This window comes from Embleya sp. NPDC005575, assembly GCF_040605455.1.
Lineage (GTDB): Bacteria > Actinomycetota > Actinomycetes > Streptomycetales > Streptomycetaceae > Embleya.
Genome location: NZ_JBEXCV010000042.1, coordinates 1 through 14,396 on the forward strand (window position 1 = coordinate 1; position 14,396 = coordinate 14,396).

Consider the following 14,396-nt stretch of genomic DNA (forward strand, 5'->3'; position numbering starts at 1 on the left):
GGCTGCGGCATATGTGGCCCGCCAGAAGGCGGAGAAGAGGCGGTAGTCGGCAGTGCGCGACTCGGCCGCGCTCGCCCCGGCCGCACCCGGCTCCGCAGGGTTCGGCCGGCCTGCTCGATCGTCAGTCCGGGCTGCCCCGGTCCTGGCCGAACGGCAAGCCACTTTCCTTGTGAACTACGGCGCCGAGATGAAAATTGACGCACCATCAGCCTTGTCGATTGGCAGAGGTCGACGTATGTTCATGCTCAACAGGAAGGGGGACCCGTGGCGATCCCGGCACCCGAGGACACCTATGACAAGGTGCTCCAGGCGGCAGAGGAACTGTTCGGCGAACAGGGCTTCGCCGGCACCTCGCTGCAGGCCATCGCCGACCGGGTCGGGGTGACCAAGGCCGCCCTCTACTACCACTTCCGCACCAAGGACGAACTGCTCGACGCCCTCCTGCGCCCGGCCCTGAACGAGCTGGACCGGGTGTTGGAGGTCGCCGAGAGCAGGCGCGGCACCACCGCTCGCCAGCGCCTGCTGTTCGAGGGCTACGTCGACTTCCTCATCCGGTATCGCACCCTCGCCGTCATCCTCGACCGGGACGTCGCGATCGGACGCCACCCCGCCATTCAACCCCGACTCGCCTCGATCACCGCGCGGGTGCGCGAAGTCCTCGACGACGTCGACGACTCGATCGAATACCGCGTGTCCACGGCCGTGGCGATGGGTGGCATCTACTCCGCCGTCGCCGCCTTCCCGGCACTGCCCGACGACGAGCTGGGCCGCATCCTGCGCGGCGTGGTCCGCAAGCTCCTGGGCCCACGCCGCAGGGCGCCGGGCCCGGTCGCCGGGGCCTGATCGGCAGCACACCACCGGTAGCAGTACGCACCACCGCACCACCGCGTTTCCCGGCACTCGTCCCCGGCCGGTTCCCGCGGCGACCTCGCACACCCTCCGGCAACGGGAGTTCCACCATGACGTGTCCGGTCCTCGACCACGGCTTCGACCCCACCGACCCCGACCTGTACACCACGCGCATCCCGCTCGACGAGTTCGCCGAGCTGCGCAAGACCTCGCCGGTCGTGTGGGTCCCGCAGACGCCCGAGGTGTCCAACTTCGGCGACGACGGCTACTGGCTGGTCACCCGGCACGCGGACGTCAAGGAGGTCTCCACCAAGCCGGAGATCTACTCGACGAACAAGAACACGGCGATCATCCGGTTCGCCGAGGGCATGGACATGAGCAACATCGATGCCCAGAAGCTCATCATGATCAACATCGACCCGCCGGAGCACACCCGGCTGCGCAGCATCGTCCAGCGCGGCTTCACGCCCCGGGCGATCAACGCGCTCCAGACCGCGCTGACCGAACGGGCCGCACAGATCGTGCGCGACGCCAAGCTCAAGGGCTCGGGCGACTTCGTCACCGAGGTCGCATGCGAGCTGCCGCTGCAGGCGATCGCGGAGCTGATCGGCGTACCGCAGGAGGACCGCAAGAAGATCTTCGAGTGGTCGAACAAGATGCTCGGCTACGACGACCCGGAGTACGCGGAGTCCACCGAGGCGGGCGCGCAGGCCGCCGCCGAACTGATGCTCTATTCGATGGGCATGGCCGAGGAGCGCAAGGCGTGCCCGGCGCAGGACATCGTCACCCGGCTGATCACCGCCGAGACCGACGGCAGCCTGTCCTCGGACGAATTCGGCTTCTTCGTCCTGCTGTTGGCGGTCGCGGGCAACGAGACCACGCGCAACGCGATCACGCACGGCATGCTCGCGTTCTTCGACAACCCCGACCAGTGGGAGCTGTACAAGGCGGAGCGGCCGGAGACCACGGCGGACGAGATCGTGCGCTACTCGTCGCCGGTGATGTCCTTCCAGCGCACCGCGACCCAGGACACCGTCCTGGGTGGCCAGGAGATCAAGGCGGGTCAGCGGGTCGGCATCTTCTACAGCTCGGCCAACTACGACACCGAGGTGTTCGAGAACCCGACGAAGTTCGACATCACCCGCAACCCGAACCCGCACCTGGGCTTCGGCGGCGGTGGCCCGCACTTCTGCCTGGGGGCGTCGCTGGCCCGGATGGAGATCAACCTGATGTTCAACGCGATCGCCGACGCGATGCCGGACATCACCAAGGCCGCCGAACCCCGGCGTCTGCGGCACGCGTGGATCAATGGGATCAAGGAACTCCAGGTGAACTACACGGGCCGGTAGCCCACCCGAACTCGGCCGGAGGTTGCGGGAAACCGCCTCCGACCTGGCCGAACACGACAGGCGCCGTCCGTCTACGGGAGCAGCGGACGGCGCCTTCGCCTGTCCGAAGCAGGAGATCGGGGCACGGGTGGGGCAAGGCGTTGCCATCCGGCGCGACCGGGGTTGCACCCCCTCGTGCGGAGCCGGTGGTCGGCGCGCGAGGTGTGGGAGCGGCGTGCGAGGGTGACTCGTTCGAGATCGGTGGATTGGGGCAAGGGGTGCGACGTGGGTGGCGTTGACGAGGGCGTGTACGTGCTGCGGAACGTGCACAGTGGGCTGGTCCTCGAAGTCGAGGGTGGGCGGACCAACAGTGGTGCGAACGTGTGGCAGGGCGCGGATGACGGTTCCGCCGCGCAGCACTGGCGGATCACCGCTGTGCACGCCGGCGGTGCGGTGTACCACGTCGAGCATGTGGCCAGTGGGAAGCGGCTCGACGTGACCGGGGCCTCGGAGGAGAACGGGGCCAACGTGCAGCTGTGGCGGGCGAACAACTTCGGTGCGCAGGAATGGATCCTGGAGCAGCACGTCGACGCACCGGGCCGGGTCACGCTGGTCAACTACGTCAGCGGGCTGCTCCTGGAGGTGGCCGACGGCAATACCGAGCCCGGCGGGAACGTCCGGCAGTGGGAGGACACCGACGGCCCCTCGCAGTGGTGGGCGCTCGAACCGCGCTGACCGCGCACAGCCGCGGAGCCGCCGCCGTCCCGCCTCGCGCTGTGGCTACGCGGCGGCCACCACGTGGGTGCGTGCGAGCACCGGCGCGACCGGACGCGGGCGCGCGCCGGGACGGGCGAAGACGAACAGTCGCAGCACCACGAACCGGCCGATCCCGGCCAGGCCGGACGCGCCCAGGTAGACGCCCTGTTCGACCAGGACACCCGCGCCCGGCGCCGCCGCATGCAGGCCGAGCACCGCGGCCGTGGTGAACAGGTAGGCGACCATCGCGCTGAGCGCCGACTGGCCGTGGGCGCGCAACCCGGCGCGCCCGCCGCCGAAGGTGAACCGGCTGTGCAACTCGGTGGCGGCCACCGTGGAGACCACGGTCACGAACGCGTTGGCGACCGCGATCGGCATCGTGCCGGAGAGCACGACCAACGCACCCGAGGAGGCGATCCCGGTGCCGCCGCCGAAGACCACGAACCGCGCGAATGCGGCGATCGAACCGGACTTCCCGGCCCTGCCGCCGGCTGCGTTGTTGCTGTTCCCCGTGGTCTTCATGTCCTTCAGCCTAGAAACGAATGAGGCCGGAGACGTTCCTGATTCACCCGGTGCGCGCGAGGTGTTCGGCAAAAACATGGTGGTTCGCCGAAACCCCTCTCCCGCTTGGCCTCCGGGCACTCCGTCCCTCGGTGCGGGACGGCCGTGTCGCCCACCAGCCTGCTGGAACAGGGCCGTCGACCGCACCCGATTTTCGGCACCGCGACGTGTCCGCACGGGACGGTCGTCGGCCCGTCTCCACCTCTGTCCCGGCCCTCTCCGGCCCGCCTCGCCCCGCGCCGTTCGCGACACGAGCGCGGGCGGCACGCGACGACCCCGGTCGGTGCGTCGGGACGCGGGGACCGGGGTCGGGAGGGCGCGGTGCTTCCTCGGAGGCTAGTTGGCCGAGGTGAAGACCAGGGCGGCGTTGTGGCCCCCGAAGCCGAAGGCGTTGGCGACGGCGACGTTCAGGGGGCCCACCCGGGGCTCCTTGGCGACCACGTCGAGGTCGATGTCGGGGTCCTGGGAGTCCAGGTTGAGGGTGGCCGGGATGACGCCGTCGCGCAGGGCCGACACCGCGGCGACCGCGGCGATCGCACCGGCCCCGCCGCACAGGTGGCCGAGCATCGACTTGATCGCGGTGACCGCCGCGTGCGTACCGATCGCCTCGGTGATCGAGGCGGCCTCCAGCGCGTCGCCCCCGGGTGTCGAGGTCGCGTGTGCCTGGATGTGGTCCACGTCCGCGCCGGTGACGCCGGCCTCGGCCATCGCCATCCGCAGCGCCCGGACCTGGCCCGGCCCGTACCCGGCGGTGATGTGGTTGGCGTCCGAGGTGACCCCGGCGCCGGCCAGGTGCGCGTGCACGGAGGCACCGCGCGCCGCTGCGAACTCGGCCCGCTCCAGGACCAGCAGCGCGGCCCCCTCGCTCATCACGAACCCGTTGCGCCCGGCGTCGAACGGACGCGACGCCGCGGTCGGGTCACCCTCGTACGTGGACAGCGCGCGGGCCTGGGCGAAGCCCGCGATCGGCAGGGCGCCTATCGTGGCCTCCGCGCCGCCCGCGATCACCACGTCGGCGCGGCCGAGCCGGATCAGGTCCAGGGCGTACGCGATCGCCTCGGAGCCCGACGCGCACGCGCTGACCGGGGTGTAGGCGCCGGCTCGGGCGCCGAACTCCATGCTGACCTGCGCGGCCGGCCCGTTGGGCATCAGCATCGGCACGGTGTGCGGGGACACCCGGCGCACGCCGGACGCGGCCAGCACGTCGTGCTGCGCGAGCATCGTCATGGCACCACCCATGCCGGTACCCACCACCACGGCGAACCGTTCCGGCTCGACCTGCGGCGCGCCCGCGTCCTCCCACGCCTCGCGTGCGGCCACGAGCGCGGCTTGCTGACACCGGTCCAGGCGCCGCGCCCGGACCCGGTCGAGCACCGTCTCGGGGCAGACCCGCATCCGTCCGGCGATGCGCACCGGCAGGTCGGCCGCCCACTCGTCCGCCAGGGCTTCGATTCCCGACTCGCCCGCGAGGAGGGCCGCCCACGTGGACGGCACGTCCCCGCCCAACGGCGTGGTCGCACCCATCCCCGTCACCACCACATCGGTCTTGCCGAGCGTCATAAAACGCACCCCAGCTCTGTCGAAGCATTGTCGAAACACGACACGGGTGACCCACCCGCGCACGCGTAATGGGCCACTTGATCCGCAACGCTGTCAGGGAAAAGTCTCTACGAGGGTATCGACATCGATAAAGAGGACGTCCTATTACTTGTGGAGTCCCGACAACCGACCGGTAACCGGCTCGGCCCCGCAAACACGTCAGAACGGCCGATACCCGCCGATGATCGTCGGCCGCGGGCGGCAGATTCAGCTTGGTCGGGATGCTCGCGATGTGCTTGGCGCCGCCGCCTCGCCGACCACCAGGCCCGGGCCACGGCCGCATTGCAGCGCCCTTCGGCCGGCGGTGCGAGCACCTCGCGCTCACGCGGCGTCACCCTGGCCGGCGGGTCGCGCCGCCGGGCCGACAACGGGCGGGTCACCTCGGGATCGACCGCCATCCCGCCGCCGGCGACCCGCTCCGACGCGGCCATGAATTCGGTCACATCGCCGATGCGATCCTTGAGCCCGGGTCGCCGACTTCCGGGGTGTTGCGACGGTCCGGGGCGACCCGCCGCCAGGTGTTGTGCGCGGTCGCGGGGGAGACCACGTGGTCGCGCCGGGTGTGCTGCACGGCGGCCTGGTTGCGGTGCCGTCGTAGTCGGGGATCCGGGCCGGGCTCGCGGGCGCGCTCGGCACGCCGGTGCGTCCGTGGTGCCGTGGGCGCCGGTGACCCGCGCGCTCGTGGTGTGCCTCGGGATCGCGCTCGCGGCGAGTGTGCTGCCTGCCCGACGGGCGATGCGCGGGGTGGCGCCGTGAGCCCGAGCCGGGGCCGCCTCGCCGGGTGACTCCTTCCTGTGCGGGCTGTGCGGGCCGTGTGGCGACATTATGGGTGACTTCGTTTGGATTGGCCCGACTTTTCGGAAGATCGCCGAAAGCCGGCGAATCATCGCGACCATGGGCATTTGCGACCTCGTCCCCCGCCCTCTACCTCAGGGAGACCGCCATGGCCTGGTACCCAGGAGCCACCAAACGCGAGTTGGAGCCGGAATCCGACGCGCAGCCCGCCATCCGCCCGACCCAGTTGATCTTCCACTCGATCGCCGCGCCGTGGTCGGGCGAGCGGATGTACGAGTACTGGCGCGACTCGACCAACCTCGAATCGCACTTCGGCTGCGCGTACGACGGCGGCCTGTGGCAGTACATCGGCACCGAGACCCGGGCCGACGCCAATGCCTCGGCGAACCGGCGCGCGGACGGTACCGGTGCGGTCAGCTGCGAGAGCGCGAGCAACCTGGAGCACACCGACCCGTGGACCGACGCCCAGGTGGACAGCCTGATCCGGCTCGGCGTGTGGATGCACGAGCGGCACGACCTGCCGCTGCGGGTGTGCCGGGCGTGGGACGACCCCGGTTACGGCTACCACCGGCTGTTCGCCAAGTGGTCCATCGACGGCACCGCATGCCCCGGGGACGCGCGGGTGCGGCAGTTCCACGACCGGGTCTTCCCGGGCATCGTGGCCGGCGCCGGCGGCACACCACCCGTCGACATCCCCGCCCCGCGCCCCGCGGTCGACCTGGTCGAACTGGTCGCGGCGGCACGGTCCGACCCGAGCCGCGAGGGCACCCCGGTCACCTACGTGGGCACCCGCATGGTCGAGAACGCCCTGGTCGCCGAGGGCCTGCTCGCCCGCCACCTGGCCGACGGCCACTACGGCACCGCGACGGTGAAGGCATACGCCGAATGGCAGCGCCGGCTGGGCTACAGCGGCTCGGACGCGGACGGCATCCCCGGACGCCGGTCACTGACCCGGCTGGGGGTCAAACACGGCTTCACCGTCGCGTGAGCGGACCGGGCAGGGGCCGGAGCGGTGGTCTCAGATGCCTCGGTCGGTGGCCACCAACAGGCTCGTGACGATCGCCATCAGCGACCACACCAGCCACATCCAGGCCACCGCGTCGTACAGCGCGCTGTACAGACCCAGGATGGTCAGCAGCACGAGTGTGCAGACCACCATGCCCCGACTTTGTGGACCGTACGTACGGATCATCGTCGCCTCCACCCTCGGAGCCCGGGAACGAACCGGTGTCTGGCACGGTAGCGCAGCAGCTCGCGACACGGACAGAGCGTGGCGGCCGGCAACCGTGTGGCGGGGCGGGTTCGGGGGTTTCGGCCTTCCGGGGGCGGGTCGGCACGCCGGGTTGTCGGCTCTCCTGGTTGTCGGTCTCCCGGGTGGGCGAGGGCTACGGCATTGCCGGATCGCCGGGCCGTACCGCGCCGCCGGGTCCCGCAACGAGGGTTTCACACAACGGTCGCAACGGGGTTCACAACGCGGGCGTCACAACACCAGCAGGTCGAAGAGCCGGTCCAGGTCCGCCGCTGGATTCGCGGTCAATCCGCCGTGTACCGGACCGGGCTGCACGATCGTGCTGCGCGGTGCGGTCAGCCAGCGAAACCGCCGCCCGACCGGCTCGGCCCCGGGCGCGCCGGCCGCCTCGCTGCCCGCACACACCAGTTCCCACGCGGCGAGTACCGCGCGTGCCTGGGTGACGTCGGCGTCCGGGTCGAGCGCGCACAGCCTGGACTGCTCGACATGGGTGCGCGCGCCCAGGAAGCCGAACGCCTGGCTGTACAGCGCCACGCCGACGTTCAGGCACTCCCCGCGCTCCACCCGTGGCACCAGGCGGATGATCGAGTACTCGAAGAACTCCCGCTGCGCCGTCATCGTCATCACTTGAGCCAATCCGGGCGGTTCGACGGTTGTGCCGTGCCCTGCCGCGCGACCGCCTCGGGAGCGATCTCGGGGAGCCATCTGCGCGGCGCGGCGGCGCGGGCGAGCAGGTGCGCGATGTACGCCTCGCGTAGCGCCTCGGGGCTGTCCAGGCCCAGCGCGCGCTCGGCATCACCGGACTCCAGCCACTCGTCCGGGACCAGCGCGAGCACCTCGGTGAGCAACTCGCGGGTGATCCGGGGAGCCAGTTCGGCGTCCGCCTTGAGCAGGCCGGGACCGCCGAGCGCGGCCAGCACGTGGTCGGCGCCGTCGAACGCGCGCGTCGTGGCCGACGTCGCGGCCTGCCACGCGTGGTGGAACCACAGCGAGGCGCCGTGGTCGATCAGCCACAGCCGGCCGTGCCACACCAGCAGGTTCGGATTGCGCCAGGAACGGTCCACGTTCGAGGTCAGTGCGTCCAGCCACAACACGCGCGCGGCCAACTCGGCGTCCGGCTCCCAGGTGGCGGGCGTGAAGTCGGCCGAGCCCGGCAGGAAGTCCATCCCCAGATTCAGCCCGGCACTGGCCCGGACCAGCTCTTGGACTTCCTGGTCCGGCTCGCCGCGCACGATCACCGGATCCACCTCGACCCGCACCAGGGCGGGTACCGGCAGCCCGAGCCGGCGGGCCAGTTCGCCCACCACGACCTCGGCGACCAGCACCTTGGCACCCTGTCCGGCGCTGCGGAACTTCACGACGTAGGTGCCCAGATCGTCGGCCTCGACGAGACCGGGCAGTGAACCGCCCTCACGCATCGGCGTGACGTAACGAATGGCATGGACCAGGGGAAGCATTCCCGAACAATGCCACGCCCTCCACCCGGAAAAACACTCGGGCCGTATGGCACGGTCGAAGCGCCGGAACACGATGGCGTCGTACTGCTCGGGCCTGCGCAGCCACTCGCCGACATCGGGACGCTCACCCAGCCGCTCCCGACGCGAGCTCCCGGCGACGCCGCCCAACAAGCAGGCCGGTGGGTCGCGGGGGAGCAGATACCGCCTGACGCGCCGTTTCTGTGGCACGCCCCGTCGTCGGACCGGGCCTGACGCGACAATGGGGTTACCCGGATCCGCCCGGATCCCCGCCCCCCTGGACGTGACACGCGTGAGCTCGCCGGAATCCACCTCGGCGCCGATCGGCGACCTGTTCATGCGCCTGGCCAAGCGCATTCGGGTGCGCGCCGGCCGTGAACTCGCCCCGCTGGGCCTGACCCCGGCGCAGGCGTATGCGATGAAAGTGCTCGCGCACGCCGAAGAGCCGCTGCGAATGGCCGACCTGGCGGCGCGTCTGGAGATCGTGCCGCGCTCGGCGACCACCGTCGTGGACGATCTGGCCGCGCGGGACCTGGTCCGGCGCAGTACCTCCGAGCTGGATCGGCGCGCGACGCTGGTCGAGTTGACCGAGCAGGGGCGGGCCGAACTGCGTCGGATCCGGGCGATCCGGCAGGGGGCGGGTGCGGCCGTCTTCGATCGGCTGGGCGAGGCGGATCGGGCGGAGCTGTTGCGGCTGCTGCGCTTGGTGGACTTGGAGTTGGCGGATCGGGAAGCGTCGGATCGGGAAGCTTTGGGCTCGGAGGGGGCGGGCCGGGACGGGCGTTCGTGCCCGCGCCGGGGAGTGGGGTGAGCACTCGGTGGGGGCTTACGCCGACAGCGATTCCGCCGAGAGCGTGAGGCGGTTCCCAGGGGCGTTGTGGGTGGGCAGAGTCGGGGCATGAGAATTCTGATTCTGGGCGGCACCGAGTTCGTCGGCCGCGCCGTCACCGACGCCGCGTCGGCCAGGGACTGGGATGTGACCGTGTTCAACCGCGGTCGGCACGAACTTCCGCCCGGCGTACGTTCGTTGGTCGGCGACCGGACCGCCGAGGGCGGCCTGGCCGCGTTGGCCGACGGCGAGTGGGACGTGGTCCTGGACACCTGGAGTGCCGCACCGCGCGTGGTCCGCGACTCGGCCGACCTGCTGGCCGACCGTGCCGGGCGGTACGTCTACGTCTCCAGTTGCTCGGTGTACGACCATCCGACGCCCGCCGGACTGGGCGAGGAGGCTCCGCTGGTCGACGCCTCGCCGCACGACGGCGACGACGTGGTCTATTCCAAGGCCAAGCGCGGCGCCGAGATCGCCGTCGAGCAGGCGTTCGGCGACCGGTACGTGCACGCGCGCGCCGGTCTGATCCTGGGCCCGCGCGAGAACATCGGCCGCCTCCCGTGGTGGCTCAACCGGATTGCCCGCGGTGGACCCGTCTTGGCTCCGGGCCCGCGTGAGGCGGAGCTCCAGTACATCGACGCCCGCGACCTGGCCGAGTGGACCCTGGACGCGGCCGAGGCCGGTCGCAGTGGCGCCTACAACCTGATCGGCCGGAGCGGCCATGCCACGCTGGGCGAACTGCTCGACCTGTGCGTCCGGATCACCGGTTCGGACGCCGAACTGCGCTGGACCGACCCCGACTCGATCCTGGCCGCGGGCATCGAACCCTGGCTCGAACTGCCGATCTGGCTCCCGGCCGGCGAGGTCTACGACAGCATCCACCGCCGCGACGTGCGCAAGGCGCTGGGCGCCGGCTTGCACGTACGCCCGGTCGAGGAGACCGTCGCCGACACCTGGACCTGGCTCCGCTCGGTGAACGGCATCGTGCCGCAGCGCCCCGACCGCCCGGTGGTGGGCCTCTCTCCGGAGAAGGAGGCCAAGCTCCTGGCAGGCTGAACGGTCGCGGCCGACGAGCCGGTGACGGCCGTCGGCCGCCCGCGTGCCGCCGCCGGTTCCGCGAGCGTCACTGCTCACGGCGCTGGTGCCCGGCGGAGGAAGGCGATGTCGAGGTCGAACGTGGAGGTGAGTCGCCCCCGGTCGGGGCCGGTAAGGATCAGATTCCGGCCGGCTCGCCCGGCTCGCGCAAGGCCGACCGAATCGGCCAGGACCGCCTCGTGCTCGGGATCGGTGCCCTCACCGGGATCGACCACCGGGTCCGGGACGTGCGCGTGCAACGGGTCCTCACGGCGGGTCTGGCGCGACCGCAGCATGTTCAACGACACCCGGGCGGCCACCGTGGTCACCGGCCGCCCGGATTGTCGATCTCGCTCATGTCGGAGCGGCTGAGCCGGATCCAGGTCTCCTGGCCGCGTCGTCGGCCTCGCAGCGCGAGCCGCGCATGCGATATGCCACCGCCCGCAGATGTGACCGGCACTCCTCGAAGCGGCCCGTCAGGAACTCGTTCTCGTCCATCGGTCTCACATTCCCCTCGTGTCGTGTCACAGCCTTGACCGACGGAAACCGCTGAATGTGACCGAACCGGTGACCATCCCGGGACCGCCGCACGCGCCCGGCGATCGCCGCACGCGCGGCGCTCCCGCCTTGCCCCGACCCGCCGGCTCGCGACGGCCACGACCGGCCCCGACCCGAGCCCGAGCCGCCCCGACCATGAGCCGACCCGCATCGACCACGCACCGACCACGCACCGACCACGACCCGACCCCACCCGGCTCAGCGCAGCGGCAGCGTCACCCACACCGTCTTGCCACCGGTCGTGTCCGGCTGGATCCCCGCGTACCCGCCGGCCTCCGCGACCAGGGCCTTGACGATCAGCAGGCCGCGTCCGCTGTCGTCGTCGACCGTCTCCAACAGCGCCTTGGGACAGAACGGATGTCGATCGTGCACCCCCACCTGCACCCCGCCGTCGTCCGTGCCGCACACGGTGACACCGATGGCCGGCGTCAACACCCCCGCGTGCCGGATCGCGTTGGTCACCAACTCGGACACGACCAGACGCAGCGTGTCCACGAGATCGCCGTGGGCCGGCATGCCCCACTCGACGGCGATCGCGACCACCTTGCGCCGGGCCGCGGAAACCTTTGCCTCGTGCGGCGGTAGATCGAACCGACACACCGGATGAGCATCGTTGAGCACGGTCATACCGCGCCTCCCGAGCCGGTGGCGGTCACGCGATGGACGGTCACGGCACCGTGACGGTGCCCGGTGTGGCTCATGATGTCCCCGATGGCGGGTGATGGATCTTCCGAGGGAATTCCCTCGGAGCGTACCGATTCCGACAGCCGGTGCGTCCAGTTTGCGGCACTTCACACTCCACTCGGCGGGGCGTTCGGGGGCGTGCGCGCACAAAACGCCCTGGCGAGCGCGCCGTCCGCGCACGCCGCGCGCCAGGGGCGGCCGTCCCGGGTCCACTCGTACGCGTGACACCCGGCCCGCGCGTCGCCCAATAGGCCCGGGCCCGGAGCCCCTTCCGGTCCCGAGCCCGGGGCTGGACGGGTCCGCCGCTACGCAGTGGCGGGATGTACGCCCGACCCCTCCAGATGCGGTCGGACCAGGACCTTGACGTGCTCGTCCGGCCGGCCCAGCGTGTCGATCGCGGCGGCCACCCCGCCGAAGCCCACCTGCCCGGTCACCAGCGCCGCCGCGTCCACGCTGCCGGCGGCGATCCGGGCCAGCGTCTTCGGATACTCCTCGGGCGGATAGGTCAGGCACATCTTGACCGTGAGGTCCTTGTAGATGCCCACCACGGGTCGGAAGGTGTCCTCGGTCATGCACACTCCGATCAACAACACCGTCGCGCCCCGCGGCGCGGCGTAGGTGATGCGATCGAACATGCCGGCCTTGCCCGAGCACTCGAACACGGTCAGCGGTTGCCCCGGCTCGGCGATCTCGCGCCACGCGACGAACGGGTCCCGCTCGGCCGGGTCGACCACGACATGGGCGCCGAACGCGCGGGCCAGTTCGCGGCGGCGCGGCGAGGGCTCGGAGACCACCACGGGTGCCACGCCGCGTTCGATCAGGCCGGCGATAGCGCCCAGGCCGATCGGCCCGGCGCCGATCACGATCGCCGCGCCGCCCTTCTCCGCGCCGGAGCGGGCCACATTGCCGAAGCCGACCGCGAGCGGCTCGGTCAGCGCGGCGATGTGCGCCGGTACGTGTGGGGGCACCTTGACCAGGGCCGCGGCCTGCATCACCATGCGCTCGCCGAAGCCGCCGGGGAAGGTGTTGGAATAGCCGATGGTGCGCAGTACGCCGCCGCCGTCCAGCGCCCAGGGCAGCCCGACCACGACCTCGCCCTCCTCGAAGCCGGTCACGCCCGGGCCCGGGCGCACCACCCGCGCGGACAACTCGTGACCCATCACCAGGTCGGCGTCCGGATCGAAGACGAACGAGGGCGTGTCGGAGTCGATGGAGGCCCGGAGGAATTCGGCCGTGTGCTTGTACGCGGACAGGTCCGAGCCGCAGATCCCGCAGGCCACCGTCTCCACGAGGACCTGCCCCTCGCCGGGTTCGGGCGCCGCGATGTCCTCGACGGTGAACGCGCCGCCGCGCAGTACCGCTGCTCTCATGATGGGCAATCTCCCTGTCGGGTCGATGGTTCACCGGGTCACCGGGGTACCGGGCCGACGAACGTGTGTCGGTGGGTTCAGGAGACGGCGGGCGGCGTCATCGCGGCGACGACCGCCTGACGCAGCGCGCCGATGAAGCGCTCACTGTTGTCGTTGGCCCAGGCCATCGAGGCCTGCCGGGGACGGTTGGCGCCGGTGAAGTGCGGGACCACGTACTCGGCGAACAGTTCGTAGCTGCGCCGCTTGTCCGCGGGCCGCGCGATCGGCAGGTCGAGCAGGAGCAGCGTGCCGAAGCCGCCGGACCGCTCGGCCATCGCGGTGATCCGTTCGATCGCCTGCGCGGGTGTGCCGATCATCGCCACACCGAAGGTGGGGAAACCCTCGCCGGTCCACTGCGCCACGGCCTGCCCGGGCGTCGCGCCCCACGGCATGGTCATCCCGGACAGCCCCTGGATGTAGTCGACCAGGTGGTGCACGCCGTACTCGGCCTGCTCGTGTGCGGCCCCGGTGGTCTCGGCGAGGTGCATCGGCACCACCAGGCGCCAGCGCTCGCGGTCGGCGACGTGGCCGTGCTCGGCGCAAGTCTTCGCGTACACGTCCCAGTTGCCGGCCAGGGCCGCGAAGCCGGACGGGTCGGCGGCGGCGAGCGAGAGCAGGCCCATGCCGTGGGTGCCGGCCTGTACCGACCCGGACGGCGAGACGGTGGAGGCGCATACGGTCTCGATGCCGGCGCGCGTGTACGGGCTCAGGTGCAGCCGGGCCTGGTCCAGGGTGAACCAGTCGGTCCGCATGGTCACCGTCTCGCCGCGCAGGAGCGGGACGATCGCGGCCAGCGCCTCGGCCATCATGCCGCGCTGGCGCATCGGGTCGATGCCCATCATGAAGGCGTCCGAGGCCAGTTGGCCGGGGCCGGAGCCGAACATCACCCGCCCGCGAGATTGCAGGTCGAGCTGCACGATGCGGTCCGCCAGGACCAGCGGATGGTGGTACGGCAGCGAGTTGACGCCGGTGCCGAGCCGGATTCGGGTGGTGCGTTCGGCGGCGGCGGCGATGAACACCTCGGGCGAGGCGATCGTCTCGTAGCCGGCCGAGTGGTGCTCGCCGATCCACGCCTCCTCGAAGCCGAGCGCGTCCAGGTGTTCGACCAGGTCGAGATCCCGGCGCAGTTGCAGCGCGGGGTTGCCGTCGATGCCGTGGTAGGGGGCGATGAACGCGCCGAAGCGAGTCGGCAGGGCGGCGGCCTCTGACACGAGCGGGACCTTTCGTAGG

The 14,396-nt window shown here is 71.3% G+C and carries 14 protein-coding genes and 1 pseudogene; 6 read left to right on the forward strand and 9 right to left on the reverse strand.

Going from position 1 to position 14,396, the window contains the following annotated elements; translation table 11 throughout:
- Positions 1 to 264 precede the first annotated feature (264 nt).
- The 3 genes from ABZS54_RS16600 (at position 265) to ABZS54_RS16610 (ending at position 2,912) form a co-directional block, all read left to right on the forward strand.
- Positions 265 to 843, forward strand: coding sequence for a TetR family transcriptional regulator (locus tag ABZS54_RS16600; RefSeq protein WP_355535563.1), 579 nt, complete (start codon positions 265 to 267; stop codon positions 841 to 843).
- A 116-nt stretch (positions 844 to 959) separates the two neighbouring features.
- Entirely contained in the window at positions 960 to 2,198 is a 1,239-nt protein-coding gene (locus tag ABZS54_RS16605) for a cytochrome P450 (protein WP_355535566.1), read from the forward strand.
- 264 nt (positions 2,199 to 2,462) lie between these two features.
- Positions 2,463 to 2,912 carry an RICIN domain-containing protein gene (locus tag ABZS54_RS16610; protein ID WP_355535569.1) on the forward strand — a complete coding sequence of 150 codons (450 nt, stop codon included), beginning with the start codon at positions 2,463 to 2,465 and terminating at the stop codon, positions 2,910 to 2,912.
- A gap of 45 nt (positions 2,913 to 2,957) precedes the next feature.
- On the opposite strand, the gene ABZS54_RS16615 is transcribed toward ABZS54_RS16610, so the two are convergent.
- Both ABZS54_RS16615 and ABZS54_RS16620 read right to left on the reverse strand, forming a co-directional pair.
- Positions 2,958 to 3,455: a hypothetical protein gene (locus ABZS54_RS16615; protein ID WP_355535572.1), complete on the reverse strand. Its 498-nt coding sequence runs from the start codon at positions 3,453 to 3,455 to the stop codon at positions 2,958 to 2,960.
- Between the two features lie 375 nt (positions 3,456 to 3,830).
- Positions 3,831 to 5,054: a beta-ketoacyl-ACP synthase II gene (locus ABZS54_RS16620; protein WP_355535575.1), complete on the reverse strand. Its 1,224-nt coding sequence runs from the start codon at positions 5,052 to 5,054 to the stop codon at positions 3,831 to 3,833.
- Positions 5,055 to 6,036: 982 nt separating this feature from the next.
- Here ABZS54_RS16620 and ABZS54_RS16625 point away from each other — a divergent pair.
- Positions 6,037 to 6,876, forward strand: coding sequence for an N-acetylmuramoyl-L-alanine amidase (locus ABZS54_RS16625; RefSeq protein WP_355535578.1), 840 nt, complete (start codon positions 6,037 to 6,039; stop codon positions 6,874 to 6,876).
- 30 nt (positions 6,877 to 6,906) lie between these two features.
- Here ABZS54_RS16625 and ABZS54_RS16630 read toward each other — a convergent pair whose 3' ends face one another.
- The 3 genes from ABZS54_RS16630 to ABZS54_RS16640 form a co-directional block, all read right to left on the reverse strand.
- Entirely contained in the window at positions 6,907 to 7,080 is a 174-nt protein-coding gene (locus ABZS54_RS16630) for a hypothetical protein (protein WP_355535581.1), read from the reverse strand.
- A gap of 288 nt (positions 7,081 to 7,368) precedes the next feature.
- Positions 7,369 to 7,761: a DUF3037 domain-containing protein gene (locus ABZS54_RS16635; protein WP_355535584.1), complete on the reverse strand. Its 393-nt coding sequence runs from the start codon at positions 7,759 to 7,761 to the stop codon at positions 7,369 to 7,371.
- A complete protein-coding gene (locus ABZS54_RS16640) occupies positions 7,761 to 8,594 on the reverse strand; it encodes a HipA family kinase (protein ID WP_355535587.1) in 834 nt (277 codons plus the stop codon). The genes ABZS54_RS16635 and ABZS54_RS16640 overlap by 1 nt, the downstream gene beginning before the upstream one ends.
- A gap of 310 nt (positions 8,595 to 8,904) precedes the next feature.
- Between ABZS54_RS16640 and ABZS54_RS16645 the strand changes: the two genes are divergently transcribed.
- Both ABZS54_RS16645 and ABZS54_RS16650 read left to right on the forward strand, forming a co-directional pair.
- The gene (locus tag ABZS54_RS16645) at positions 8,905 to 9,423 is read left to right on the forward strand and encodes a MarR family transcriptional regulator (RefSeq protein WP_355535590.1); all 519 of its coding nucleotides are present in this window, start codon (positions 8,905 to 8,907) and stop codon (positions 9,421 to 9,423) included.
- An 87-nt stretch (positions 9,424 to 9,510) separates the two neighbouring features.
- On the forward strand, positions 9,511 to 10,497 hold the full coding sequence (locus ABZS54_RS16650; RefSeq protein WP_355535593.1) for an NAD-dependent epimerase/dehydratase family protein: 987 nt from the start codon (positions 9,511 to 9,513) through the stop codon (positions 10,495 to 10,497).
- Between the two features lie 185 nt (positions 10,498 to 10,682).
- Here ABZS54_RS16650 and ABZS54_RS16655 read toward each other — a convergent pair.
- The 4 genes and pseudogenes from ABZS54_RS16655 to ABZS54_RS16670 all read right to left on the reverse strand — a co-directional run.
- Positions 10,683 to 11,013, reverse strand: a pseudogene (locus tag ABZS54_RS16655) (sigma factor); the annotation flags it as partial.
- Between the two features lie 258 nt (positions 11,014 to 11,271).
- On the reverse strand, positions 11,272 to 11,700 hold the full coding sequence (locus ABZS54_RS16660) for an ATP-binding protein (protein ID WP_355535596.1): 429 nt from the start codon (positions 11,698 to 11,700) through the stop codon (positions 11,272 to 11,274).
- A gap of 362 nt (positions 11,701 to 12,062) precedes the next feature.
- The gene (locus tag ABZS54_RS16665; RefSeq protein WP_355535599.1) at positions 12,063 to 13,127 is read right to left on the reverse strand and encodes a zinc-binding dehydrogenase; all 1,065 of its coding nucleotides are present in this window, start codon (positions 13,125 to 13,127) and stop codon (positions 12,063 to 12,065) included.
- Positions 13,128 to 13,204: 77 nt separating this feature from the next.
- On the reverse strand, positions 13,205 to 14,377 hold the full coding sequence (locus tag ABZS54_RS16670) for an LLM class flavin-dependent oxidoreductase (RefSeq protein WP_355535602.1): 1,173 nt from the start codon (positions 14,375 to 14,377) through the stop codon (positions 13,205 to 13,207).
- Positions 14,378 to 14,396: the final 19 nt, after the last annotated feature.